This window comes from Lawsonibacter sp., assembly GCF_022777125.1.
Lineage (GTDB): Bacteria > Bacillota > Clostridia > Oscillospirales > Oscillospiraceae > Lawsonibacter_A > Lawsonibacter_A hominis.
This window is the reverse complement of record NZ_JALFGV010000014.1, coordinates 1-24,103: the sequence shown is the minus strand read 5'-3', so window position 1 is coordinate 24,103 and position 24,103 is coordinate 1. Positions and strand designations below refer to the sequence as shown.

The window sequence follows — 24,103 nt, the reverse complement described above, 5'->3', positions numbered from 1 at the left end:
CGTCACCGCGCCGGGCGCCGACACGCCGATGAACACGTCGGCCCCCGCCAGCACCTCCGCCAGGCTGCCCGCCCGCTTCTGCAGGTTGGTCACCCGGGCCATTTCCTCCTTGACGGCGTTCATCCCCTTCTCCCGGCCCGCGTAGATGGCTCCGCTGCGGTCGCACAGCGTCACGTCCTTCACGCCCGCCGCCAGCAGCAGCTTGCAGATGGCGATCGCCGCCGCCCCGGCGCCGTTTATCACCACACGGACCGTCTCCTTCCGCTTCCCCACCACCTTCAGGGCGTTGGTCAGGCCCGCCAGCGTAATGACCGCCGTGCCGTGCTGGTCGTCGTGGAAGATCGGGATGTCGCAGCGCTCCTTCAGCTTCCGCTCGATCTCAAAGCACCGCGGCGCCGAGATGTCCTCCAGGTTCACGCCCCCGAAGGACCCGGCCAGCAGGGCCACGGTATTCACGATCTCGTCCACGTCCTTGCTGCGCACGCACAGGGGAATGGCGTCCACTCCGCCGAATGCCTTGAAGAGCACGCACTTGCCCTCCATGACGGGCATCCCCGCTTCCGGACCGATGTCCCCCAGCCCCAGCACCGCCGTTCCGTCCGTAACCACCGCCACGGTGTTCCAGCGGCCGGTCAGCTCATAGCTCTGGTCCACGTCCTTCTGGATCTCCAGGCAGGGCGCGGCCACGCCGGGCGTATAGGCCAGGCTCAGATCCTCCCGCGTGGCCACTGGCACCTTCGGCGTGACCTCCAGCTTTCCCTTCCATTCCCGATGCAGGCGCAGCGCTTCTTTTGCATAATCCATGTCGATTCCTCCCGCTTCTTTTTTGCTTCAGGGATTTGACCGTTCTTCTTCAGCAGTCATCATTATACTTGCACGTTCCATACCAAGTCAATGCCGATCCCCGCCTCCCGCCCCGCTCCGGAACAGCGCGGTCTGTTTTTCGGAAAAACGGGTAAAAAATGCTCCAGCCGCTCTTGACAACTCAATTTTTCTGGTGTATCATATGTCAAAATTTAATAGGGTAAACCGTTGATGTGAAGATAACGTCTGTTGTGCACTCACAGAGAGTCCGGGCAGCTGAGAGCCGGGCAGGACGCAGGCAGGCAAATGGATCACAGAGGGCGCGAGGAACCGCCGGCGAGGCTTAGTATTTCGCGACGTGGAGGCATACGTTTGTTGCCGGGGATATGCTGGTATCCCGCAAAGTGCGCGGCCCATCGGCCGCGAATCAAGGTGGCACCGCGAGCCGTGATACGCTCGTCCTTGACAGATTACTGTCAGGGACGGGCGTTTTTTGCTGCCCCGTCCCGAAGGAGGTCAACGCATGTATTATCCCTCACTCAAGCAGGCCCGCGCCATCGCGGCCTGCGGAGCCTACCGGAAGATCCCCGTCAGCCGGGAGCTCCTCTCCGATTTTACCACTCCCATTCAGGCGCTTCGTATCCTGCGGGCTCGGAGCGGGCACTGCTTCCTGCTGGAATCCGCCGCCGACAGCGGCGGCTGGGGCCGCTACTCCTTTTTAGGTTTTGACCCCACGCTGGAGGTCACCTGCACCGACGGCCTGCTCACGCTGCGGGGGGAGGAGCCCCTGCGCCGGCGCACCGCCCATCCCGGCCAGGCCCTGCGGGAGCTGCTCGCCGCCCACAAAAGCCCGCGCCTGCCCGGCCTGCCGCCCTTTACCGGCGGACTGGTGGGCTACTTCTCGTATGATTACGTAAAATACGCCGAGCCCGCGCTGGTGCTGGACGCCCAGGACCAGGAGGGCTTTCAGGATATGGACCTGATGCTGTTTGAGAAGGTGGTGGTCTTCGACCACTTCCGGCAGAAGCTCATCCTGATCGTCAGCGCCGGCGCGGAGGACCTGGACGTCTCCTACCCCGCCGCCTGCGCCGAGCTGGAGCGGATGGCCCAGCTGCTCCGCGGCGGCGAAGCGCTCCCCCGTCAGCCCGGCCGCCTGACCGGGCCCATCACCCCGCTGTTCGACCAGGCCGCCTACTGCGCCATGGTGGAGCGGGCCAAGCGGTACATCTTTGAGGGCGACATCTTCCAGGTGGTCCTCTCCAACCGGCTGGAGGCGGAATTTGAAGGCTCCCTGCTGGACGCCTACCGGATGCTGCGCACCACCAATCCCTCCCCTTACATGTTCTACTTTACCAGCGACGAGATCGAGCTTGCCGGGGCCTCGCCGGAAACGCTGGTCAAGCTGGAGGACGGGGTGCTGCACACCTTCCCGCTGGCGGGCACCCGGCCCCGGGGCAAAACGCCGGAGGAAGACGCCGCCCTGGAGAAAGAGCTGCTGGCCGACGAAAAGGAGCTGGCCGAGCACAACATGCTGGTGGATCTGGGCCGCAACGACATCGGCAGGATCAGCCGCTTCGGTACGGTGGAGGTGGAGCGCTACCAGTCCATTGAGCGTTTTTCCCATGTGATGCACATCGGCTCCACCGTCCGGGGCGTACTGCGGGAGGACCGGGACGCGGTGGACGCGGTGGACGCCATCCTGCCCGCGGGGACCCTTTCCGGCGCACCCAAGCTGCGGGCCATGGAGATCATCAACGCCCTGGAGAACAACAAGCGGGGCGTCTACGGCGGCGCCATCGGCTATCTGGACTTCACCGGCAACCTGGACACCTGCATCGCCATCCGCCTGGCCTTCCGGAAAAACGGCAAGGTCTTCATCCGCTCCGGGGCGGGCATCGTGGCCGATTCGGAGCCGGAGAAAGAATTTCAGGAGTGCATCAACAAGGCTCAGGCGGTGGTCCGGGCCCTGGAGCTGGCCCAGAAGGAGAGAGACCTATGATCCTGCTCATCGACAATTACGACAGCTTTTCCTATAACCTCTATCAGCTGGTGGGGAGCATCACGCCCGATATCCGGGTGGTCCGCAACGACGCGGTGACGGTCCGGGACCTGCGCGCCCTCGCCCCCAGCCGCCTGATCCTCTCGCCCGGTCCCGGCCGCCCGGCGGACGCCGGCGTGTGCGAGCAGGCGGTCCGGGAGCTGGCGGGCGCGGTGCCCATACTGGGGGTCTGCCTGGGCCACCAGGCCATCTGCGAGGCCTTCGGCGCGCGCGTTTCCTACGCCCGGCAGCTCATGCACGGCAAGCAGTCCCGGGTAATGCTGGATCAGGCCTGTCCCCTCTTCCGCGGCCTGCCGGAGGCCATCACCGCCGGGCGGTACCACTCCCTGGCCGCCGCGGAGGAGTCTCTGCCCGGCTGTCTGAAGGTCACCGCCCGCAGCGAAGACGGGGAAATTATGGCGGTGGCACACCGCAGCTATCCCGTCTACGGCCTGCAATTCCATCCCGAGTCCATTTTGACGCCCCAGGGCGCCGCCATCCTGCACCGTTTTCTGGAGGGAACCCATCATGATTAAAGAAGCCATTCATCAGCTTGCCGCCAAGCACGACCTGTCCTATGACACGGCCGCCGCCGTGATGGACGAGATCATGGGCGGCCAGGCCAGCCCGATCCAGATGTCCGCCTTCCTCACCGCGCTGGCCATGAAGGGGGAGACCATCGATGAGATCACCGCCTGCGCCGCCTCCATGCGCGCCCACTGTGTCCGGCTGCTCCACGACCTGGACGCGCTGGAGATCGTCGGCACCGGCGGCGACGGGGCCAACTCCTTCAATATCTCCACCACCTCGGCCTTTGTGGTGGCCGCCGGCGGCGTTCCGGTCGCCAAGCACGGCAACCGCGCGGCCTCCTCCCAATGCGGCGCCGCCGACGTGCTGGAGGCGCTGGGAGTCAACATCGCCCTGCCCCCGGAACAGAGCGCCCAGCTGCTGGAGGCGCAGCGTTTTTGCTTTCTCTTTGCCCAAAACTACCATATTTCCATGAAATATGTGGCGCCCGTGCGGCGGGAGCTGGGCATCCGAACCGTGTTCAACATCCTGGGGCCCCTTTCCAACCCCGCCGGGGCCCGGCGGGAGCTGATGGGCGTTTACGACGCCGCCCTGGTGGAGCCGCTGGCCCAGGTCATGTCCAACCTGGGGGTGCGGCGGGGCATGGTGGTGTTCGGCCAGGACCGGCTGGACGAGATCTCCATGTCCGCCCCCACCTCCGTGTGCGAGATCCGGGACGGCTGGTTCCAGTCCTATGAGCTCACGCCGGAGCAGTTCGGCTATCCCCGCTGCGGCAAGCAGGCGCTGGCAGGCGGCGCCCCGGCGGAGAACGCCGCCATCACCCGCTCCATTCTGGAGGGGACGGAGCGGGGCGCCAAGCGTCAGGCGGTATGCCTCAATGCGGGGGCCGCGCTGTACATCGGCGGCAGGGCCGGCACCATGGCCGGCGGCGTGAAGCAGGCGGAGGAGCTCATCGACTCCGGCGCGGCCCTTGAAAAGCTGGAGGAGATCGTCCGCCTCTCCCGGGAGGGCTGAGCATGGCCGCCACCATTCTGCAGGCCATTGCCGCCCACGCCCGGGAGCGGGTGGCGGCGGCGGAGGAGGAGACCAGCCTGGACGCGCTCCAGGCCCAGTGCCGGGCCCTGGGGCGGGCCGGCGGCGCCCCTTTCCGCGCGGCCCTGGAGCGGCCGGGCCTGTCCTTCCTCTGCGAGGTGAAAAAGGCCTCCCCCTCCAAAGGGGTCATCGCGCCGGACTTCCCCTATCGGGACATCGCGCGGGACTATCAGGCGGCGGGGGCGGACGCCATCTCCTGCCTTACGGAGCCCAAATGGTTCCTGGGCTCGGATCAGATCTTCCGGGAGATCCGGGGCGCCGTGTCCCTGCCCATGCTCCGCAAGGACTTCACGGTGGATGAATATCAGCTTTATCAGGCCAGGCTCATGGGGGCGGACTGCGTGCTGCTGATCTGCGCCCTGCTGGACACGGACGAGCTGGCCCGGTATCTGGGGATCTGTGAGGAGCTGGGGCTGGACGCCCTGGCGGAGGCCCACGACGCAGGGGAGATCGCCAGCGCCGTCTCCGCCGGGGCGAAGATCATCGGGGTGAACAACCGGAATCTGAAGGACTTTTCGGTGGACTTCTCCAACGCCGCCCGGCTGCGGGATCAGATCCCGCCGGGGGTGCTCTACGTGGCGGAAAGCGGCGTGCGCGCCCCGGAGGACGTATCCGCCCTGAAACGGATCGGCGCGGACGCGGTGCTCGTGGGCGAGGCGCTCATGCGCGCCCCGGACAGGGGGGCCATGCTCTCCGCCCTGCGGGAGGCGGCCCGATGACCCGCATCAAGATCTGCGGCCTCACCCGGCCGGAGGACGTGCGATATGTGAACACGGCGAAGCCGGACTGGTGCGGATTCATCCTCAATTTCCCCAGCAGCCGCCGAAACGTGACCCCGGAGCAGGCGCGCGCCCTGCGGGCGGGCCTGGACCCGGACATCCGGCCGGTGGGGGTGTTCGTGGACCGGCCGGTGGAGGAGGTCGCCGCCCTGCTGAACAGCGGCGTCATCTCCGTCGCTCAGCTCCATGGCCGTGAGGATAACGCCTACATTTCCGTCCTGCGAACGCTGGCTCCGGGCTGTGTGGTCTGGAGGGCGTTCCAGCTCCGCTCCCAGGCCGACCTGGCGGCGGCCGACGCCTCAGGCGCGGATCTGGTGCTGCTGGATAACGGCCGGGGCACCGGCCAGACCTTCGACTGGTCCCTGGCGGGGAGCGTGCATCGCCCCTTCCTGCTGGCGGGAGGGCTGACGCCGGAGAGCATCCCCCGGGCCGTCGCCGCCCTGCGCCCCTATGGGCTGGATCTGTCCAGCGGGGTGGAGACGGACGGGGTCAAGGACCCTGCCAAAATACAGGCGGCGGTGACCGCCGCCAGAGAGGAATGAGAGCATGTCCAAGGGACGATTCGGCATCCACGGCGGGCAGTATCTGCCCGAGACGCTGATGAACGCGGTGATTGAGCTGGAGGATGCCTACAACCGCTGCAAAGACGACCCGGAGTTCAACGCGGAGCTGTCCGAGCTGCTCAACGAATACGCCGGGCGGCCCTCCCGGCTGTACTTTGCCCGCCGCATGACACAGGACCTGGGCGGCGCGAAGATCTATCTCAAGCGGGAGGACCTGAACCACACCGGGGCCCACAAGATCAACAATGTGCTGGGCCAGGCGCTGCTGGCCAAAAAAATGGGCAAAACGCGCCTCATTGCCGAGACGGGGGCGGGCCAGCACGGGGTGGCCACCGCCACGGCGGCGGCGCTGCTGGGCATGGAGTGCGAGGTGTTCATGGGCCAGGAGGACACCCGGCGCCAGGCCCTGAACGTCTACAAAATGCGCCTTTTGGGGGCGCAGGTCCATCCGGTGGCCACCGGCACCGCCACCCTGAAGGACGCAGTCAGCCAGACCATGCGGGAGTGGACCGCCCGCATCCGCGATACCCACTACTGCCTGGGCTCCTGTATGGGGCCCCATCCGTTCCCTACCATCGTGCGGGACTTTCAGGCGGTGATCTCCCGGGAGATCCGGCAGCAGCTTCTGGAGCGGGAAGGACGGCTCCCCGACGCGGTGCTGGCCTGTGTGGGCGGGGGCTCCAACGCCATCGGGGCGTTCTATCACTTCATCCAGGACCCCTCCGTCCGGCTCATCGGCTGTGAGGCGGCGGGCCGGGGGGTGGATACCCCCGACACGGCGGCCACCATCGCCACCGGCCGCCTGGGCATCTTTCACGGTATGAAGAGCTACTTCTGCCAGGACGAGTACGGCCAGATCGCCCCGGTGTACTCCATCTCCGCGGGGCTGGATTACCCCGGCATCGGCCCGGAGCACGCCTGGCTCCATGACACCGGCCGCGCGGAATACGTAAGCGTGACCGACAGCGAGGCGGTGGACGCCTTTGCGTACATGAGCCGCATGGAGGGCATCATTCCCGCCATCGAGTCGGCCCATGCGGTGGCCTGCGCCCGGAAGCTGGCCCCCTCCATGGGGCGGGAACAGATCATCGTCATCAACATCTCCGGGCGGGGCGACAAGGACTGCTCCGCCATCGCCCGGTATCGTGGGGAGGAGATCCGCGAATGAGCCGAATCAAAGAAGCGTTTGCCGGCGGGAAGGCCTTCATCCCCTTCCTCACCTGCGGGGACCCGGATCTGGAGACCACCGAGGCCATTGTGCACGCCATGGCCCAGGCGGGGGCCGACCTCATCGAGCTGGGCATCCCCTTTTCCGACCCCACCGCCGAGGGCCCGGTCATCCAGGCCGCCAATGCCCGGGCCCTGTCCGGCGGCGTGACCGCCGATTCGATCTTTGCGCTGGTGCGCCGCCTGCGCAGGACGCTTACCCTTCCCCTGGTGTTCATGACCTACGCCAACGTGGTCTTCTCCTACGGTACGGAGCGTTTCCTCTCCGCCGCCGCAGCCGCCGGGGTCGACGGGCTGATCCTCCCCGACGTGCCCTTTGAGGAAAAAGAGGAATTTGCCCCGCTGTGCCGCAAGTACGGACTGGACCTCATTTCCCTGATCGCCCCCACCTCGGCCGGCCGCATCACCCAGATCGCCCGGGCGGCGGAGGGCTTCGTCTACTGCGTGTCCTCCCTGGGCGTCACCGGCATGCGCCGCCAGATCACCACAGACGTGGGCGCCATGGTGGAGCTGGTCCGGCGGGCCAACCCGGGTATCCCCTGCGCCGTGGGCTTCGGGATCTCCACGCCCGAGCAAGCGGCCGCCATGGCCGCTGTATCCGACGGGGCCATCGTTGGCTCCGCCATCGTAACGCTGGCCGGGCGGTACGGGCGCGACGCCGTACCCGCGGTCCGGGACTATGTCCAGGCGATGAAGGCGGCGGTGAGCGCCCCGCAGCGTCCGGCAGAGGCAGACCCCCCCTAAATTTTACGTTTGTTTTTCCATTTGCCCGTTGGCGTCAGCTCTCTTGTTGCAATCTTTTCGCCCATTACAACCTTTTTTCTTGTCTGCCGCTGTCCTTGACCGAAACTGCAAACAGAGCTTACCGCCCCTCCGTTGCAGGAGACGGCCTCCCGCTTTTACAATGAAACGGCCGGCGCGCGTATGGACGCCGCGGCAAAGCCATTGTTTAATTGGGAGGAAACCAGGAGTGAAACAGACGATTCACAGGCTGTCCGGGCTGGTTCTGGCCGCCGCGCTGACGGCCCAGCTGGCGGCGCCGGCCCGGGCCGCGGAGCCCTTCGGCGGGCAGATCGCCGTACCGGAGCAGCTTTACTCCGGCGAAAGCGCCATGCTGACTCTGAACACCGGGGACGACTTTACCGGAACCAAACGCGTCACGCTGACGGCGGACAACGCCCCGGACTGCGTGGACGAGGGCCTTGTCCTCCACTGGGACGGGGTCTGCAACACGAAAAGCGGCCACGATGCCGCGGCCACGGTTTGGGAGGACTTGAGCGGAAACGGGGCCGATCTGGCCCTGTCCGAGCTCTCCGGGGACAACTACTGGACCGGGGAGGGCTTTCACCTCAAGAACACCGCTTACAGCACCCCTCAGTGTTTGCAGGACACCATCAACGGCAGCGCCTTCACCCTGGAGATGGTGGTGGACGACTACATTCTTTACGGCAACAGCTTCGGTACGCTGCTCAGCTCCGAAAACGACTCGTTCAGCGTCTTCCACCGGGCCAGCAACGGCGTCTGGGAATTCAAGAACGGCAACAACCAGAACCGGCCCAAGCTCAACGACGCCGCCGCGCTGCTCCAGGGCTCCACGGTCTCCATCGTCTTTACCGCCGGGGCGGAGAGCACCGTCTATGTCAACGGCGAAGCCGCCGCCAGCTGGACCCCCGCCGGCGTCATCGGCGCCTCCGGCTGGATGCGCCTGGGCCACGACGACGACACCCGGAAGTTCGAGGCGGTCTTTCGTTCCGTCCGCCTGTATGACCGCGCCTTGAGCCAGGAAGAGGTCCAGGCCAACTACGCCTGCGACGCCCTGGAGCGCAGCGGCAGCCTGGACGCCAGCTTTCAGGAGCAAGCGAGCGGCACCGCCCTGGACCTCTCCTTTGAAAACGGCTCCGCCCAGGTGCCCTTTTCGTTGACCGGGCAGGGGAGCTGCACCATTACCGCTGCCTGGGACGGCGGCAGCTGCTCCGCCGCGCTTACCCTGCGCAGCCGCGAGGCGGAGGCCGCCGCCGACGCCGAGGCCGCCCGGACGGCGGCCGACCTGCTGCGCTACAACCTGCTGGCGGCGGACGAGGGCCAGGATCAGCAGGCCGCCGCGGCCGCCGCGGAGCTGTTGGCCGGGAGTGATTTCCTCGCGCGCGGCGGCCACGTAAACGCCGCCTGGGACGGCGAAAGCGGCCGCTATGATCTGACGCTCACTCTGAACGCCGCGCTGCAGACGCTTTCCATCACCCCCAACCGCGTCGTTTACACCCAGACGTTTGACGGCGTGGCCGAGGGTCAGCTGCCCCAGGGCTGGTCCCTGACGGCCGCCGGAAGTGTGGACGCCTCGGTCACCGGCGGCGTGCTTCGCCTGGGCGCAAACGGAGACGACAGCGGCACTTCCCGCCTGCTCACCCCCGTGATCGCCGGTTCCGGTGAAAACGTGGACTTTATCTTTGAAGCGGACCTGCGCTTTGCCAGCGCCAGCCAGGCCGGGCGCTGGGCCGGTCTGATGTTCGGGTATCAAAACGCAGGCTCCTGGTGGCAGACCATCTCCCGCATCAGCGCCTCCAGCGGCGGTGTGGAGCTGGCCCAGTGGAGCAGCGGCTGGAACGTGGTATCCACGGGCAGCTTTACGCAGGACTTTGACCCCGATACGGTCTACACCTTCCGCACCGAGTGCGCCAGGGGCGTGGTGCGCCAGTACATCAACGACGTTCTAATCCTGACCACCCCCTTCAGCGGTCTCTCCGCCGGCCGCTTTGGCTTCTCCGACCGCGGCGTCGAGCTGTACATCGACAACGTGTCCCTTCAGGTCACCCCGGGCACCCAGGGCCGGGCCAACTATCAGGCTGATCTCTACGCTCCCGACACCGCCATCACTTCCCCCGCGGCGGTGGTGTATGACGCCGGAAACGACGCGCTGGCAGTCGCCGCGGCGGAAAAGCGCCCTTCCAGCATCATTGTCTATCCGGACAGCGCGCTGAGGGTCTATGACCGCAGCGGGGCGCTTCTCTCCGATTCGCTGGACGCCTACCTGGAGCAGACGGGGGACACCACCCTGCCGGTCCTCTTCCTCTCCGACGCGCCGGCGGCACAGGCGGTCAAGGACTGGATCACGGCGCAGAATCTCATGGATGTCTCCGTTCTGGCCGACTGCGCCAACGCCGCCCTGGTGGAGGAGATCGCCGCAGCCTGTACCGGCGTGCGGGGCGCGATCCGCTATACCTTCCAGGATCTGGACGCTGATGGAGACGGAAGCCTCACCGGCAAGGAGTTGTGGCGCGCCGCCAGCCTCACCAACGCAAGTCATGCCAAAATTGCTCTGCTGGACGCGCAAAGCGCCTCTCTGGAGCATATCCGTTTCCTCCAGCGGCGGCTGATCACGGTCTGGGCCGAGACGCCCGCCGATCCCAGGGCCGTCTATTCCATGGTCACGGCCGGCCCCAACGGCATCGTTACCACTGCCCCCGGGGCAGTCATCGCGGCCATGGAATCCCTGGACGAGGGCATCATCATGGCCCGCCCCACCTATATCACCGGCCACCGCGGCCAGCCCGGCGATACGACGGAAAACACGCTGAGCAGCGCCAAACACGCCTATGTATCCGGGGCCAACGCCATCGAAAACGACGTCTATCTTACCACCGACGGCGTGCTGGTCATCGACCACGACGGCACCACCGGGCGGCTGTACAACCAGAACCTGACGGTGGAGCGCTGCACCTGGGCGGAACTTCAGGCGCTCTCGTTCAAAAACCCCGTCAATCTGGAGGACGGCGAGGGCATGGCTACCCTGGAGCAGTTCTTCACGGAATTCAAGGGCAAGGACGTGGTCCACTTCATCGAGATCAAATCCAGCCAGACTGCCATCGTAGCCGCCGTCAAGGCCCTGGCCGAACAGCTGGACGTGGTGGAGCAGTGCGTGGTCATCACATTCAACGCCAACATCCGGGACGAGATGGCCAGGACCTGGCCCGAAATGTCCTGCGGCTACCTTACCGGGTTCAGCGATCAGGGCAGCGCAAACGCCAACATTCAAAGCGTGGCTCTGAGCGTCTGGAAGGACAACAATACCTTTAATCCCAGCTATGGCGGCGGCAGCGCCGCGTTTGTCCAGGCCATGCGGGACGCCGAATACCGCGGCATCACCTTCTGGCCCTGGACCGTGCGGGACCAGGGGCTTATGGATACCTACATGAAGCAGGGCATCAATGGCGACACCACGGATTACAGCATGTGGGCCAGCAAGTATGCGGTCTGCGTCACTCAGTCCGACCTATCCGCCAAAGCGGGCTCCCGCGTGGCGCTCTCGCCGGTGGTAACCACCCAGGACGGCACAGTGCTCGCCGCCCCCGTGGTGGAGCTGAAGGTCCTCTCCGGCACGGCGCCCGTCCAAAATGAGGACGGCACCTACACGCTGGCCGCCGGTGAAACGCTGGCCCTGCTGCGCTACACCTGCCCCTTCAACAGCGGCGGCAGCTACGATGTTTACTCCAACGCCTTTACCCTGACCGGCACCACGCAGGACGGCGGCCACGACGGCGGAGACGGGGCCGCTTCCAGCGGCAGCGCGGAGCTCAGCCGTTATCCCGTCAGCATCCCCTCCAACGTAACGGGCGGTCTCGTGACCGTCCGTCCCAAACGCGCCGCCATGGGGGACAAGGTCACGCTCACCGTCACCCCCGGCGAGGGCTATGCGCTGGATCAGCTTTCCGCCGCCGCTCAAAACGGCCGGGCGCTCTCTCTGACCGACGCCGGCGGTGGCCGGTATACCTTTACCATGCCCGCCGGCGCGGTAACGGTGTCCGTGTCCTTCGTTCCGACCGGCGAAACCCCTGCGCCCGTCCCCGCGCCTTCCTTTGCCGACGTTCCCTCCGGAGCTTGGTATGGGCAGGCCGTGTCCGGTGTCTGGGCGCGGGGCCTGATGCAGGGGACCAGCGGCGGCGCCTTCTCCCCCAGCCTTCCCATGACCCGCGCCATGCTCTGGACCGTACTGGCCAGGCTGGACGGGCAGAGCTTCTCCGGCGGTGAGCCCTGGTATGCCGCCGCCCGGCTGTGGGCCATGGAAAATGCGGTCAGCGACGGCACCAATCCCGACGGGCCTATTACCCGAGAACAGCTGGCTGCCATGCTCTTCCGCTATGCCGGAAGCCACGGGCAGAACACCGCCGCCCGCGCCGGTCTGGAGACCTTTGCCGACGGCGGGGCAGTCTCCACCTTTGCGGAAGCATCCGTAATGTGGGCTGTCTCCAGCGGCATCCTGACCGGAAAGCCCGGCAACACACTGGACCCCCAAGGTACGGCCACGCGCGCGGAGGTAGCCGTTCTCCTGATGCGTTTCCTGGCTCCGCAGGCCTGACCCGCTGCAAAAAGGCACGCCGCAGAGGTCCCCCTCTGCGGCGTGCCTTTCTTGCCGCGTCTTGCCGTTTCCGGTCCGTTACGCGCCTGGCGGCATAACCAGCGCCTGACCCGCGATCAGGCGCTTGCCTGCCTGGTTCTCGCAGGTGGTCTCCAGGACCACCCGGTTGCGCGCCGGGTCCAGCTCCCTTACGGTCACGGTAGCCGTAACGGTATCCCCCATGCGCACAGGGGCCAGGAATTTCAGCTCCTGCCCCATGTAAATAGTGCCCGGGCCGGGGAGCTGCATCCCGATGACGGCGGAAATCAGCCCCGCCGAGAGCATCCCGTGGGCGATGCGTCCGCCGAAACGGGTCTCTTCCGCGTACGGCTCGTTGACATGGGCCGGATTCAGGTCGCCGGTGATCCCGGCAAAGAGATAGACGTCGGCCTCACTGATGGTCTTGGAGGTGCTGGCGCTCTGGCCCAGCTTCAGTTCCTGCATGGTCAATCCCTGCATGGGATCGCTCCTTCCGTTCAGCAGTAGGTCTTTACCACGGCCTGACCGGTGAGCACCTCTGCGCCGTCGCCCCGCCGGATGGCGGTCTCCAGCAGCAGACGGCGGTGCTCCAGCTTCTCCAGAACCGTGATGCGGACCGTAACGGTATCCCCGATGTACACCGGGGCCCGGAATGTAAATTGGTGGGAGACGTAGGTGGTGCCGAATCCGGGCAGCTTCTGCCCGATGGTCACCGATACATAGGCCAGCAGATGCACGCCGTGACAGATGCGCGTTTGAAACACGGTGCGCGCCGCGGCCTCGTCACTGACGTGAAAGGAGTCCGTGTCTCCGATGAGGGCGGAGAAGGCCCGCACCCGGGCGTCGTCCATAGTAACCGTCAGTTCCGCCTGTTCTCCCGCCCGGATCTCCGCCCAGGGGCGGAAAAAAGGCTCGCTCATTTCACCGGCCCCCATTGTACGCCGGTGGCCGCCCAGGTATAGCCCGTACCGGCGGAGACCAGCACCGCCCGGTCCCCCGCCTTCAGCTTGCCGCAGCGCGCCCCCTCCAGCAGGGAGATAAAGCAGTCGGCGGACTGGCAGTGGCCGTACTCCTCCAGCACGAAGGTGTTCTCCTCGGCAAGCCCAAACTGGTCCAGCAGGTGGAGCAGGATGGATTTTTTCATAAAGATGGGCGCCAGATAGTCGATGTGCGCCCGACCGAAGCCGCTCCGGTCGGCCGCCTTGGCAATGACGCTTACAAAATTCCCCAGGGTGATGGGGTCCAGCCGCTCCTTCATATTAGCCACGTCCAGCACCCGCAGAAAGTGATCCTCCCAGGGCATGTTTCGGAAGCCCTCGAAGTTGCGGCACCCGATGCCGGGCACCGATACGTCGGCGGCAAACTGGCCGTCGGCGATCATGGCGCTTTCCAGGATGACGTTCTCGTCAAGGTCACGCTCCAGCAGCGCCGCCGCCGCACCGTCCCCGAAGTTGAACATGAAGCGGCTGTCCGAATCCCGGTAATTGATCAGATCCCCCTCCTTTGAGGATGAGACCAGCAGCACATGCTTCAATTCCGGGTCCTGGAGCATCATGCTCTTGAGTACCTTCAGGGACCAAACGCCCGCGGAGCAGAGGTTATGGATCTCAAAGACGGCGGCGTTGACCGCGCCGATCTCGTACTGTACCCTGGCCGCGCAGTTGAACAGATAGTAATCTTTATACTCGCTGCCGCAGTAGACCACCAGGTCCAGATCCCTGGGGTTGAAGTCCCCCAGGCAGCGGCGGGCGGCCTCTGCTCCCATGGAGGAGACCGTCTCCTCCGGCCCGGCCTTGTGGACCTGCCGGATGCCGAATTTTTCCCGGATCACCGGCTCGGGGATCCCGGAGGCCGCGCCGATCCAGGCGCTGTCCCGGATGCCCTGGGGTACATAGCAGCCGATGCTGCGGATGCCCACGTTGATCTGTTTCTCCGCCATGTCAGTCCTCCGCTTTGCCGTACAGGTCGGTGACCTGCTTGACCACGATTTTGCCCACGTTGTTCTTGGGCACATCGTCCACGAAGGTGATATATTTCGGGATCTTGTAGCGGGCCAGCTTGCCGTCGAGGGCGGAGAGGATCTCCCCGCGCGTCAGGATCATGCCCGGTTTGAGCGAGACCACTGCCTTGCCCACCTCGCCCCACTTCTCGTCCGGGACGCCGAAGACGCAGCACTCCCGCACCGCCTCGATATCATAAAGGGCGCTCTCGATCTCCGGCGGGAAGACGTTCTCTCCGCCGGAAATAAACATATTCTTCTTCCGGCCCACGATATAATAGAAGCCGTCCTTGTCCACCGTAGCCATATCCCCGGTATGGACCCATCCGTCCACCAGGGTGGCGGCGGTCTCCTGGGGGTTTTCCCAGTAGCCGGAGAAGAGCTGCGGGCCGCTCCAAAGCAGCTCGCCCGGGGTGTCGGGGGTGGTGATCTCCCGGCCGTCGTCGTCGATGAGTTTCACCAGAGACAGGTACATGGGTTTGCCCACCGAGGCAAACTTTTCCTCCACCACGTTCTGGGGCACGAACTGGGCCGGGGTGGACAGGTTGTTGGGGCCCGCCTCGGTCATGCCATATGATTGAAATTTATCTCTACACGTCTGTGGCACCGGTTCCGTTTGCCACATTCGCAAACCGTGAATGGGGTTCCATCGGAAACAATTACGCAAGAGGCCTTTTGGCGCTGGCAATTCAGGGCTTTTTCATCATGGTCTGCGTAGGTATCTATGCCGTGCTGGTCAATAGCATGACGGTATCGAAGTACACGAAGGAAACCGGATAGAGATTTTCTTTAAGTATCAGGACGAATGTGCCAGAGCGCTCCGGTATATTCAAAAATTGTCGGAAACTGTTGAGTTGCCGACTGCAATTTAAGGAGGGATGAAGCAATGGCAAGAAAAAGCAGAAAAACAGTCACGACCGTTGCGGAAGTCCCGCAGCATGTCGCAACTGTCTTTAATACAGCAATCTACGCCAGACTTTCCATTGAAAACAGCGGAAAGCTGGATAATGGAGACTCTATTGAGAACCAGATCAGTTATTGCAAGTCGTATCTGGAAGAACGGCCTTTTTTGAAGCTCTATGAAGTCTTTACCGATAACGGGGAGAAAGGCACCAATTTTGACCGGCCAGAGTTCTCACGAATGATGGATTTGGTACGGGCGGGCAAGATCAACTGCATCTTGGTGAAAGACCTTTCCCGCTTTGGCCGTGATTACATTGAAGCTGGTGAGTATCTGGAAAAGATTTTCCCCTTCCTTGGAGTTCGCTTCATCTCCATCACGGACAACTTTGACAGCTTCAATACGGATGGCTCCGAGGAAAGCCTGCTGATCCCGTTGAAAAATATGATCAACGACATTTACGCCAAGGACATCTCCCGAAAGATTATTACGTCCTTCCGGGCAAGGCAGGAAAAGGGTGAGTTCCTTCCCGGCTTTGTTCCTTATGGCTACGTGAAGTCAAAGACGGTTCAGTATGGGCTGGATATTGATGAAGAGGTCGCAGAGCATGTCCGTAATATATTCCGTTGGAAGGCCGAGGGTGTTTCGCACGGAGAAATCTGCCGGAGACTAAACACTGTTGGTGCAACCACACCATCTATGCGCAAGGTGCAGTTGGGTATTTGGCACGCAGAAAAATATAAGACAACAGAATGGTTTCCACGTTCCATTGTTGACATGCTGAAAAATCCATATTATGTAGGAGATTTAGTTTATGGACGTATTCCAAAATCCTTGTATGAAGGCGTAAAGATGCACCGTGCGCCGAGAGAAGAATGGCGTGTCATTTCTAATCATCATGAACCGATTGTGGATCGAGAGTTGTTTGAACGTGTTCAGGCAATATTTGCTGAAACCTCCGCTATTTATAAGGCAAAGAAAGATAAAACGGAAGAAGCTCGTGCCTCCGTCATCAACCTTTTTGACAAGAAGATATCCTGTGGTGATTGCGGGAAAAGAATGCGGTTTATCAAACGGAGTATGAGGGCTGATAATCGAAGCGATTATTTTGCCTGTGCTGGATACATTGATACAAGAAAACGCACTTGCACTCGGCACGGGATGCTTTATGCTGATGTGAAAGAAGCTGTCTTCGCTACGATCCAACAGCAGGTCAACGTGGCTGCTAATATGGAGCTGCTGCTTAGTCAGCTCAAAGGAAGTGCCGGAGAACGGAATATCCGTGACCGGTATCAGAACGAGATAAACAATCTTGCACGGCAGCTTGGAAAAGTTACCACTAAGCGAGAAGGTTTGTATGAGAGTTATGTGGAGGGCGTACTGGACAATCAGGAATACCTGTTTGCAAAAGCACAGTATGATGAACAGTATGCTGCTCTGAGTATCCGGTTAGATGAAGCCCGCCAGAAGAAAGAACGCTTTGACCGAGCATTTTCTGTGAATAACGAATGGTTGAGTGCTATCCGTGGCATAAAGGACGCTACAGAATTGGATGCAGAGATTGTGGATCGTCTGATTGCTGCGGTCTATGTCTTTGAAGGAAAACGTATAGAGGTAAAGCTGAATTATAAAGAAGATCACCAGCTCTTGTTTGAGTTGCTTGATGAAATGATGGGAAAGGAGGCGCTGTCTAATGGTTGATTACCGACTCGGAAAGTATATCCGTCTGTCTCAGGCGGATATGGACTTGTCCAGAAAAGAGGGCAAAACGGAAAGTGATAGTATTGCTCACCAGCGTGACCTGATTAACCGGTTCATAGACAGCCATCCTGAATTTGCCGGATGCCCTCAATCGGAGTTTTTTGATGATGGGTATAGTGGCACCAATTTTGACAGGCCTTCCTTTGAGAAGCTGCTGGAGAAAATCAAAACCGGCGAGATCAACTGTGTAATAGTCAAAGATTTCTCACGCTTTGGTCGGAACTACATTGAGCTGGGCGATTATCTGGAGCGGATTTTCCCGTTCTTGGGTGTCCGGTTCATCTCAGTCAATGACCAGTACGACAGCAATGACTACAAAGGAACCACGGGCGGCTTAGATGTGGTCATGAAGAATATCGTGTATGACTACTATAGCAAAGACCTGTCCGTGAAGGTGAAAACGGCCAAGCGTTCCAAAATGAAGCGTGGGGAGTACCTTGGTGGTCATGTTCCCTACGGATTGCGCAGGCATGAGACGATTAAAAACAAGTTGGCGATTGATCCGGAAGCTGCTGTTGTAGTAAAACAGATATTTGATTATGCGCTTACAGGAATGAACGCAGCAGCAATAGCTAAACGCTTGAACGAAGATAAGATTTTGACTCCCGGACAATATTATTTGCAGCATCATCCGCAAAGTAAGAAGTTCAAAAACTCTTCTTCTCAGTTATACTGGACATCTTACAATGTTCTAAATGTTTTGCGACAGGAAATGTACTACGGTGCGGTAGTAGGTCATAAGAGAACAGCTCTGACTGTTGGTGGCAAACATACTGCTGCTGTACCAAAGGAAGAACAGATAATTGTGGAGGGAATGCACGAGGCAATTATCAGTAAGGAAGTATTTCTCGAAGCACAAAAGGTGATTCGTAAAGTTAAGCCTCGCAACACGGGTGATGATTCTCCCCATCTGTTCCGTGGAATAGTTCGCTGCGGTTCTTGTGGACGGGTGCTGATGTATTACAGGAAAGCTAAACGTCCATATTTTGTTTGTGCCTATACAAAACAGACCAATACGGCTACTTGCTATAGTGGAAAAATCTATGAGGACATCATCTCAGAGACCGTTTGGCAAGCGTTGCAACAATTCTTTACAATGAGCGAAAAGCTGGAAAAACGTCTCCAGAAGCGTCAGTCTTCACTTGGAAATGAGCAGGAGGCCTGCGCTTTACAAATTGCCGATCTTCAACGCAAGCTGGACAAGGCTAATACGGATAAGTTTGCAAATATTGATCGGTACATGGCAGGCAGCATGGATAAAGCGACATACTTGAAAAAGCGTGAAGAGCTTACATCACAGATAGAGCAGTTGGAAAAGCAGATTGCAGCATTAGAGAACAAAGCAGAAGAACTGAGAGCAACGGACAGCAGTGAAGTATCTGCCGTACTCAAACCGGTTCACCAGTATGAGAAGGCACAGTCCCTTACTCGTGAGATGATACTTGCTTTCATCAAAGCAGTGTATGTTACTGACAATGAGCATATTGAAATCGAGTGGAATTTCTCAGATATGTTCAAGCAAATTCTCGGTAATTCATAAGAACTTTTCAGGTACGGGTTTTTCGGGCAAATGGCACTGGATCGAACAAAAATTGTCCCAAATAAACGAAATAGTATGATATACTACTTTCGATGGGGAGGGTTCATCGTCCAGTGTCGTTGCCCGAAAAATCTTTCAAAATTTTTTAGTCTTCTCTTGACATTGGCAGATGAGTTCCACCCGGTTCCGGGACAGGAAGGCCACCCGGTCCCCCTTGGCAACGCCGCAGGCCTCTTTTAAATAGTGGGCCAGCCGGTTGGCCCGCCGTTCCAGATCGTCATAGGTATAGACCGCCCCGGTATCCAGATCCTCCACCGCCGCCCGTCCGGGATTCAGCCGTGCGCGGGAAGCGGCATAGTTTCCGATCCATGCATTGGACATATCACATCGCTCCTTATGTTCGGTTCAGGGCCTCTATCGTCCGCACCATCCGGCGGGCCATGCCCTGCATGATCCACACGCCTTCGCTGTCCCCGTCGGCGTCTACCGCGCCGCCCTTTCCGGCAACGCCTACGTTCCAGTAAGTGTTTCCGGGAATGACGCAGTCGTTGCAGGCCGCCCAGAGCAGCAGCTGCGCGAAGGCAAAGTTCTGGCCCGCCCGCCGGGCCACGGTGACGGGCGCGACCACCTTGCCGGAGAACAGACTCCCCTGCCAGGTATAGCCCTCGTCCGCTTTCTTCATCTCGTTGCACGCCCAGCGGCCGGAGAAACCCGCCCGGTCCAACAGGGCCTTGAGTTCACAGGGAATGGAAGCATGATAGGTGGGCGCGCCCAGGAGAATGCCGTCTGCCCGGGCCATCTGCGCCAGGATGGGCTGGAAATCGTCCTCAATGACGCAGCGGCGGGCCTGGACACAGCCGTAACAGCCCTTGCAGCCATGAATGGTCTTGTCGCCCAGCCAGACCAGTTCGGTCTCCGCGCCCAGCGTTTGGGCCTCCTTCAGGGCAAGCTCCAGATAGCGGCGGGTGTTCCCCGACTCCCGGGGGCTTCCGCAAATGGCCAGCAGTCTCATATCGGTTCCTCCAATCGGTTTTGGGACGTCCCTGCCGGAACCGGCGCCCACACCGGTCCGTCAGCGGACCTCCGGTGATTCGCAGCGTCCGCTCCGTGGCGCCGTCCGCCACCAGGAGGGGCCGTGGGCGGCGCCTCCTGAATGGTCTGTGTGGTGCGGCCGGCCCCACGGAGCGGACACGATACGCGGGGGGAGGGCCGGGCGGCATTGCCGCCCGGCGGAACGGGAAGGCTGTTTTCTTCTTGGGAAGGATCCGAGAAGTCCCGGCCCGTCCTTTGGGCGCAACACTACGGGCGCACGGACGGCCTCGTCCTCCCCCAGGTTATCACAGCTTCAGCACTGCGTCCAGCTGGGGAGAGAGTTCCTTTTTGGGGACGATGATGGAAACCACCACCGTAACGGCCACCGCCAGGGCGGAGGTGATAAAGTAGCCGGGCAGGGCGCTGGGGAATTTGAATCCAAAGAAGGGGATGATGTTGAAGACCAGGGAGACGGCTACGCCGCACATGACGCCCTTCTCGTTGCAGCGCTCCCACAGCAGGCCCAGCACAAAGACCGGGAAGGTCCCGGAGACCAGGGTGCCCCAGCCGAAGGTGCCCAGCAGGGCCACCATCTCGGTCGAGTAGATGGACACCACGATGGACACGGCCCCCAGCACAAACATGAAGACGCGTGAGACATTGATCTGCTTTTCCGGGGCGATCTTAATGCCCAGCGCAGAGGTCAGGTCCTTGGAGATCAGCGTGGAGGAGGAGGTCAGGAACATACTGGCCGAAGACAGCGCGGCGGCCAGTATGGCGGCGTACACCAGCACCTGCGCCCAGATGCCCAGATAATCGGAGAATGCATAGATGGCCTGATCCCCGGAAACCAGCGGGTCGATGGTCCCGGTCGCTACCAGGTACAGCGCGCCGTAGGCCGCCACTACCGCCAGGAAGCCCACGATGGTGTGGGTCACGGCGGTGACCAGCCCGGCCTTAGGCAGATCCCGGGGATTCTTCACCGCGTACATACGGGTGAGCACCTGCGGCTGCCCTACGCAGCCCAGGATGGGGATGAGCATCCAGGTCAGGGAAATTCCGCCGGGCATGGTCCCCCAGGCGTCCAGCAGGGTGGCGCCCAGCGTCTTGGTGACCCCGTTGCTCCCGGTGACCTCCGGGACGGCGGACACGGCCTCCAGCACATTTCCAAAGCCGCCGGTGACCACAAAAAAGGCAATGATGAGCACCAGCCCCGCCAGCACCATGACGAAGCCCTGGAACGCCTGGCTCAGCAGGCCGCCCACTTCGCCCGACAAAGCGGTGTAGACGGTCAGCAGGCCAAAGATCAAAAACCCGGCCACGATGGGCGGGATATCCACCAGCTGGGCGATGAGGGCGCTGCCCGCGGAGATCTGGGCGGCCAGATAGCCCACGCAGCCCAGGCAGATAATAATGGACATGAGGGCTTTGATAAAACGGTTATGGTTGAAGCGCACGTCACAGATATCGCCCAGACTGGAGATGGGGGCGATCTCGGCCATGGCCCGCACCTTCTTGCCCAGGATGATGTAGCTCATGGCAAAGGCCGCGCCGGAGAGCATCCAGAACGTCATGGCGTTTCCTGAGGTGTAGATGATACCGGGAACGCCCACCAGGGCGAACGCGGAGGCAATGCCCGCCATGGAGGAAAGGCCCACGGCAACCGGGCCGAACATGGCGGTACCGCCAAAATAGGCTTGGGCGGTATTGGCTTTTTTCTTGGCCCAGACGCCGATGCCGAAGGAGACCGCGATCATCAGCGCGGAAAAGGCTGCGATTAAAACGACCGTACTGTGCGGCATATCATTTGACCCCCTTCATTCCCTTGACTTTGTCGCAGAACGCATCCCAGTCCTTCTGGGAGAGCCACTCATCCTGGAGCAGGTAGAGCCCCAAATTCAGGGTGAGCTGTCCGCCGATCCAATACAGGAAGATGGTGGGCGCAAAGGAGGGATGGAAGCCCAGCACCGTAAAGGCGGGCATCCCTCCGGCAAACCGATCGCCGAAGTAGCCCGACAGGATGAAGCTGACCAGCCACAGCGCCGCCCAGATCAGCAGGGGATAGAGCAAAAACTGTTTGGAGACCTTTCCCTGCTTTGCCACGCCCAAGATCATATGCAGGAACATGAGCGCCACGCCCAGGCACATGCCGAGAACAAAGTGTCCTGTGGTTCCCGTGATGATGCAGGCGATCCAGAGGATTGCGATCAGTACGATCAGCAGGGTCTTATGCTTGGAAATGTCCATGCAGATACCTCCTATTCTCTTGTCCTCTTTTTGCTGCGGCCGCCCGCCGGCTGACGGCCGCTTTATGAAACATGAATCATGTTTCATATTTAAGCCAAACATACCACACTCCACTGGCAATGTCAACAAGTATTTTTTTCACCCCGCTCCCGCTCTTGTGTTTTTGACGAATCCCTCAAAAAGGGGACGGCACAGGCCTTTCCCTGTGCCGTCCCCCTTTTTCAGCCGGATTGCCCCAACCGGAAGCAAGCCCTATCGTGCGGATTTTTTCGCCGTACGACTATTTTCGCCCGGTGGATGTAAGAAATCCCACGGCCGTTCCGTTCGCCCTCGTGTCTCCCCTGCGTCAGTCTTCCGGCGGAAAGATCCCGTCAATGATTTTCATCGCCTCGTTTACCACATGATCCAGATCGCGCTCCTCCTTGAAGACCACCCAGTGCAGGCCGATAAAGTTGCTGATGCCCATCAATGCAAAGCTGAGCACCTCTGGATCAATGTCGGCCACCTCGCCCTTCTCCCGCGCCTTCTTCAGCTGCCCCACGTAAGCGGCGGAGAAATTGGCATAGTATTCATCGAAAAGGCTCCGGTCAATAAACAGGGACTCCCACGTGATATTGAACACATATTTGTGTTCCGCCACAAAGCCCAGCCAGGCCCGCAGGCCCTCCCGTTCCGCCGAGCGCCGGGTGGTACAGTTGGCCACCGCCAGGCTGATGTGCTTTCGGATCCGATGCCCGTATTGGGACAGCAGGTATTTATACAGCATCAGCTTGCTCTCAAAGTAAATGTAAAAGGTCCCGGCGCTGACCTTGGCCAGGTTCGTAATGTCGTTGATGGAGGTCTCATAGTAGCCCTTTTCATAGAAAACCTGCTCTGCGGCCTGGCAGATACGGTTCAGGGTCTCCTGTCCGCGGACGGTTTTGGGCTGATTGACCAACGCCTTTTCCGGAGTGATATCCATGCGCAACCTCTTCTGTAACCGTTTTTGTTGCTTTACCCCGGCGCTCGGGCCGGATAAAGCCGCCCTTCGCCGTTGCTCACAGCAGGGCCTAAAATGACAGCGTCCGCGCACAGAGTGCGCGGATGCGCGGCAAACTACCCGTTATTTTATTATTTTATCATGATGTGAATCAGGTTTCAAGTCCTGTGTTTCCCGATCCCTTTTACTCTATTTGTGCACCACTAAAATCTCCGGCAATTTGACCATATATTGAAAATAGTTTGCCTGCATGATAAAATACATGCAAGTATTAAAAAGTGACAAATCGGAATTTTATAACGAGGTAAAAGAATATGAATTACAAGGGATACGGAAAAGAGAATAGAGATGTAATTATTCTTTTACATGGTGGCGGTTTATCTTGCTGGAATTATCGAGAGGAAGCAGAAACGCTTCAAAATAAATTTCATGTCATTATTCCTATATTGGATGGTCACACAGGAAGTGATAATGGTTTTACAACAATTGAGGATAATGCAAAAGAAATCATTTCCTTTATAGATGAGAAATTTAAGGGTTCTGTGTTGCTAATAGGTGGGTTGTCTCTTGGCGGTCAGATATTGCTTGAAATACTGTCGCAGCGAGGTAATATTTGCGAATATGCAATTGTTGAGAGTACTTTGGTTATTCCTTCAAAGCTCACATATGCTATGATTAAACCAGCGTTTGGAAGTTGTTACGGATTGATTAGACATAAATGGTTCTCAAAATTACAATTTAAGTCGCTTAAAATAAAGCAAGAGTTATTTGACGATTATTATAAAGATACATGTGGTATTGCAAAACAAAATATGATTGCATTTTTGCAAGCAAATTCTCTGTATTCTATAAAAGAATCAATTGAAACGTGTACAGCAAAAGTCAAAGTATTTGTAGGTGAAAGAGAAAATGCTGCAATGAAAAAATCTGCACAAATAATCAATGAAAAACTGAAAAATAGTTCTTTGCGTGTTATGAGGAAAATGTATCACGGAGAGTTTTCAATTAACCACGCAAATGATTATGTAGAAGAAATACTTGCAATGGTAAAGGTGTAAAAATTCAAGTTTGTAGGGGCAGTCTCGTTATGAGGCTGCCCTGTTATTTGATAAGGTAAAATAAGTTGCGCAAATATAAAAGAGGATAAAAAGAGACATGGTTTGCAGAACTCTGGTAGAATGAAGTTGCGACACACCATTCTGAAAGGAGTCTGTAAACCATGTCCGAGAAAATTGTACAACTGAA

21 protein-coding genes and 1 pseudogene are annotated in these 24,103 nt (G+C 60.1%); 12 read left to right on the top strand and 10 right to left on the bottom strand.

Annotated features, from left to right (window positions below; genetic code table 11):
- A partial coding sequence (locus MR825_RS01320; RefSeq protein WP_287878262.1) for an NAD(P)-dependent malic enzyme occupies positions 1-804 on the bottom strand: 804 nt, incomplete at its 3' end.
- A 523-nt stretch (positions 805-1,327) separates the two neighbouring features.
- Here MR825_RS01320 and trpE point away from each other — a divergent pair.
- The 8 genes from trpE (at position 1,328) to MR825_RS01280 (ending at position 12,381) form a co-directional block, all read left to right on the top strand.
- Positions 1,328-2,803 (top strand): anthranilate synthase component I, encoded by a 1,476-nt coding sequence (gene trpE / locus MR825_RS01315; RefSeq protein WP_287878259.1) that lies wholly within the window; start codon positions 1,328-1,330, stop codon positions 2,801-2,803.
- Positions 2,800-3,378 (top strand): anthranilate synthase component II, encoded by a 579-nt coding sequence (locus tag MR825_RS01310; RefSeq protein ID WP_186906981.1) that lies wholly within the window; start codon positions 2,800-2,802, stop codon positions 3,376-3,378. The genes trpE and MR825_RS01310 overlap by 4 nt, the downstream gene beginning before the upstream one ends.
- Positions 3,371-4,384 carry an anthranilate phosphoribosyltransferase gene (gene trpD / locus MR825_RS01305; RefSeq protein ID WP_186906982.1) on the top strand — a complete coding sequence of 338 codons (1,014 nt, stop codon included), beginning with the start codon at positions 3,371-3,373 and terminating at the stop codon, positions 4,382-4,384. The genes MR825_RS01310 and trpD overlap by 8 nt, the downstream gene beginning before the upstream one ends.
- A gap of 2 nt (positions 4,385-4,386) precedes the next feature.
- The gene (trpC, locus tag MR825_RS01300) at positions 4,387-5,181 is read left to right on the top strand and encodes an indole-3-glycerol phosphate synthase TrpC (RefSeq protein ID WP_287878256.1); all 795 of its coding nucleotides are present in this window, start codon (positions 4,387-4,389) and stop codon (positions 5,179-5,181) included.
- On the top strand, positions 5,178-5,783 hold the full coding sequence (locus MR825_RS01295) for a phosphoribosylanthranilate isomerase (protein WP_186906984.1): 606 nt from the start codon (positions 5,178-5,180) through the stop codon (positions 5,781-5,783). Before trpC ends, MR825_RS01295 begins: the two co-directional genes overlap by 4 nt.
- A 4-nt stretch (positions 5,784-5,787) precedes the next feature.
- Positions 5,788-6,972: a tryptophan synthase subunit beta gene (trpB, locus tag MR825_RS01290; protein WP_186906985.1), complete on the top strand. Its 1,185-nt coding sequence runs from the start codon at positions 5,788-5,790 to the stop codon at positions 6,970-6,972.
- Positions 6,969-7,775 (top strand): tryptophan synthase subunit alpha, encoded by an 807-nt coding sequence (gene trpA / locus MR825_RS01285; RefSeq protein ID WP_287878253.1) that lies wholly within the window; start codon positions 6,969-6,971, stop codon positions 7,773-7,775. The genes trpB and trpA overlap by 4 nt, the downstream gene beginning before the upstream one ends.
- A gap of 226 nt (positions 7,776-8,001) precedes the next feature.
- A complete protein-coding gene (locus MR825_RS01280; protein ID WP_287878250.1) occupies positions 8,002-12,381 on the top strand; it encodes a glycerophosphodiester phosphodiesterase family protein in 4,380 nt (1,459 codons plus the stop codon).
- 78 nt (positions 12,382-12,459) lie between these two features.
- Here the strand turns inward: MR825_RS01280 and MR825_RS01275 are convergent, their stop codons facing one another.
- From MR825_RS01275 to MR825_RS01260, 4 genes are read right to left on the bottom strand one after another with little or no spacing between them, the layout of a single operon-like run.
- On the bottom strand, positions 12,460-12,879 hold the full coding sequence (locus MR825_RS01275) for a MaoC family dehydratase (RefSeq protein WP_256176237.1): 420 nt from the start codon (positions 12,877-12,879) through the stop codon (positions 12,460-12,462).
- A 17-nt stretch (positions 12,880-12,896) separates the two neighbouring features.
- On the bottom strand, positions 12,897-13,319 hold the full coding sequence (locus MR825_RS01270; RefSeq protein ID WP_186906990.1) for a MaoC family dehydratase: 423 nt from the start codon (positions 13,317-13,319) through the stop codon (positions 12,897-12,899).
- The gene (locus MR825_RS01265) at positions 13,316-14,338 is read right to left on the bottom strand and encodes a 3-oxoacyl-ACP synthase (protein WP_287878247.1); all 1,023 of its coding nucleotides are present in this window, start codon (positions 14,336-14,338) and stop codon (positions 13,316-13,318) included. Before MR825_RS01265 ends, MR825_RS01270 begins: the two co-directional genes overlap by 4 nt.
- 1 nt (position 14,339) lies before the next feature.
- Positions 14,340-14,966: a class I adenylate-forming enzyme family protein gene (locus MR825_RS01260; protein WP_287878246.1), complete on the bottom strand. Its 627-nt coding sequence runs from the start codon at positions 14,964-14,966 to the stop codon at positions 14,340-14,342.
- 5 nt (positions 14,967-14,971) lie between these two features.
- On the opposite strand from MR825_RS01260, the pseudogene MR825_RS01255 reads away from it, so the two are divergent.
- The 3 genes and pseudogenes from MR825_RS01255 to MR825_RS01245 all read left to right on the top strand — a co-directional run.
- Positions 14,972-15,154: pseudogene (locus MR825_RS01255) on the top strand (VirB6/TrbL-like conjugal transfer protein, CD1112 family); the annotation flags it as partial.
- A gap of 130 nt (positions 15,155-15,284) precedes the next feature.
- Complete coding sequence (locus MR825_RS01250) at positions 15,285-17,000, top strand: recombinase family protein (RefSeq protein WP_287878245.1); 1,716 nt, start codon at positions 15,285-15,287, stop codon at positions 16,998-17,000.
- Positions 16,993-18,600: a recombinase family protein gene (locus MR825_RS01245; RefSeq protein ID WP_287878242.1), complete on the top strand. Its 1,608-nt coding sequence runs from the start codon at positions 16,993-16,995 to the stop codon at positions 18,598-18,600. The genes MR825_RS01250 and MR825_RS01245 overlap by 8 nt, the downstream gene beginning before the upstream one ends.
- A 135-nt stretch (positions 18,601-18,735) precedes the next feature.
- On the opposite strand, the gene MR825_RS01240 is transcribed toward MR825_RS01245, so the two are convergent.
- The 5 genes from MR825_RS01240 to MR825_RS01220 all read right to left on the bottom strand — a co-directional run bounded on the left by MR825_RS01240 (position 18,736) and on the right by MR825_RS01220 (position 22,840).
- Complete coding sequence (locus MR825_RS01240; RefSeq protein ID WP_287878239.1) at positions 18,736-18,981, bottom strand: AMP-binding protein; 246 nt, start codon at positions 18,979-18,981, stop codon at positions 18,736-18,738.
- A gap of 13 nt (positions 18,982-18,994) precedes the next feature.
- Positions 18,995-19,612, bottom strand: a complete 618-nt coding sequence (locus MR825_RS01235) for a flavodoxin family protein (RefSeq protein WP_287878236.1) — start codon at positions 19,610-19,612, stop codon at positions 18,995-18,997.
- 325 nt (positions 19,613-19,937) lie between these two features.
- Positions 19,938-21,434, bottom strand: a complete 1,497-nt coding sequence (locus MR825_RS01230) for a sodium:solute symporter family protein (protein ID WP_256176235.1) — start codon at positions 21,432-21,434, stop codon at positions 19,938-19,940.
- Position 21,435: 1 nt separating this feature from the next.
- Entirely contained in the window at positions 21,436-21,879 is a 444-nt protein-coding gene (locus MR825_RS01225; RefSeq protein WP_186906995.1) for a hypothetical protein, read from the bottom strand.
- A gap of 346 nt (positions 21,880-22,225) precedes the next feature.
- On the bottom strand, positions 22,226-22,840 hold the full coding sequence (locus MR825_RS01220) for a TetR/AcrR family transcriptional regulator (protein WP_186906996.1): 615 nt from the start codon (positions 22,838-22,840) through the stop codon (positions 22,226-22,228).
- Positions 22,841-23,172: 332 nt separating this feature from the next.
- On the opposite strand from MR825_RS01220, the gene MR825_RS01215 reads away from it, so the two are divergent.
- Complete coding sequence (locus tag MR825_RS01215) at positions 23,173-23,916, top strand: alpha/beta fold hydrolase (RefSeq protein WP_256176234.1); 744 nt, start codon at positions 23,173-23,175, stop codon at positions 23,914-23,916.
- Positions 23,917-24,103: the final 187 nt, after the last annotated feature.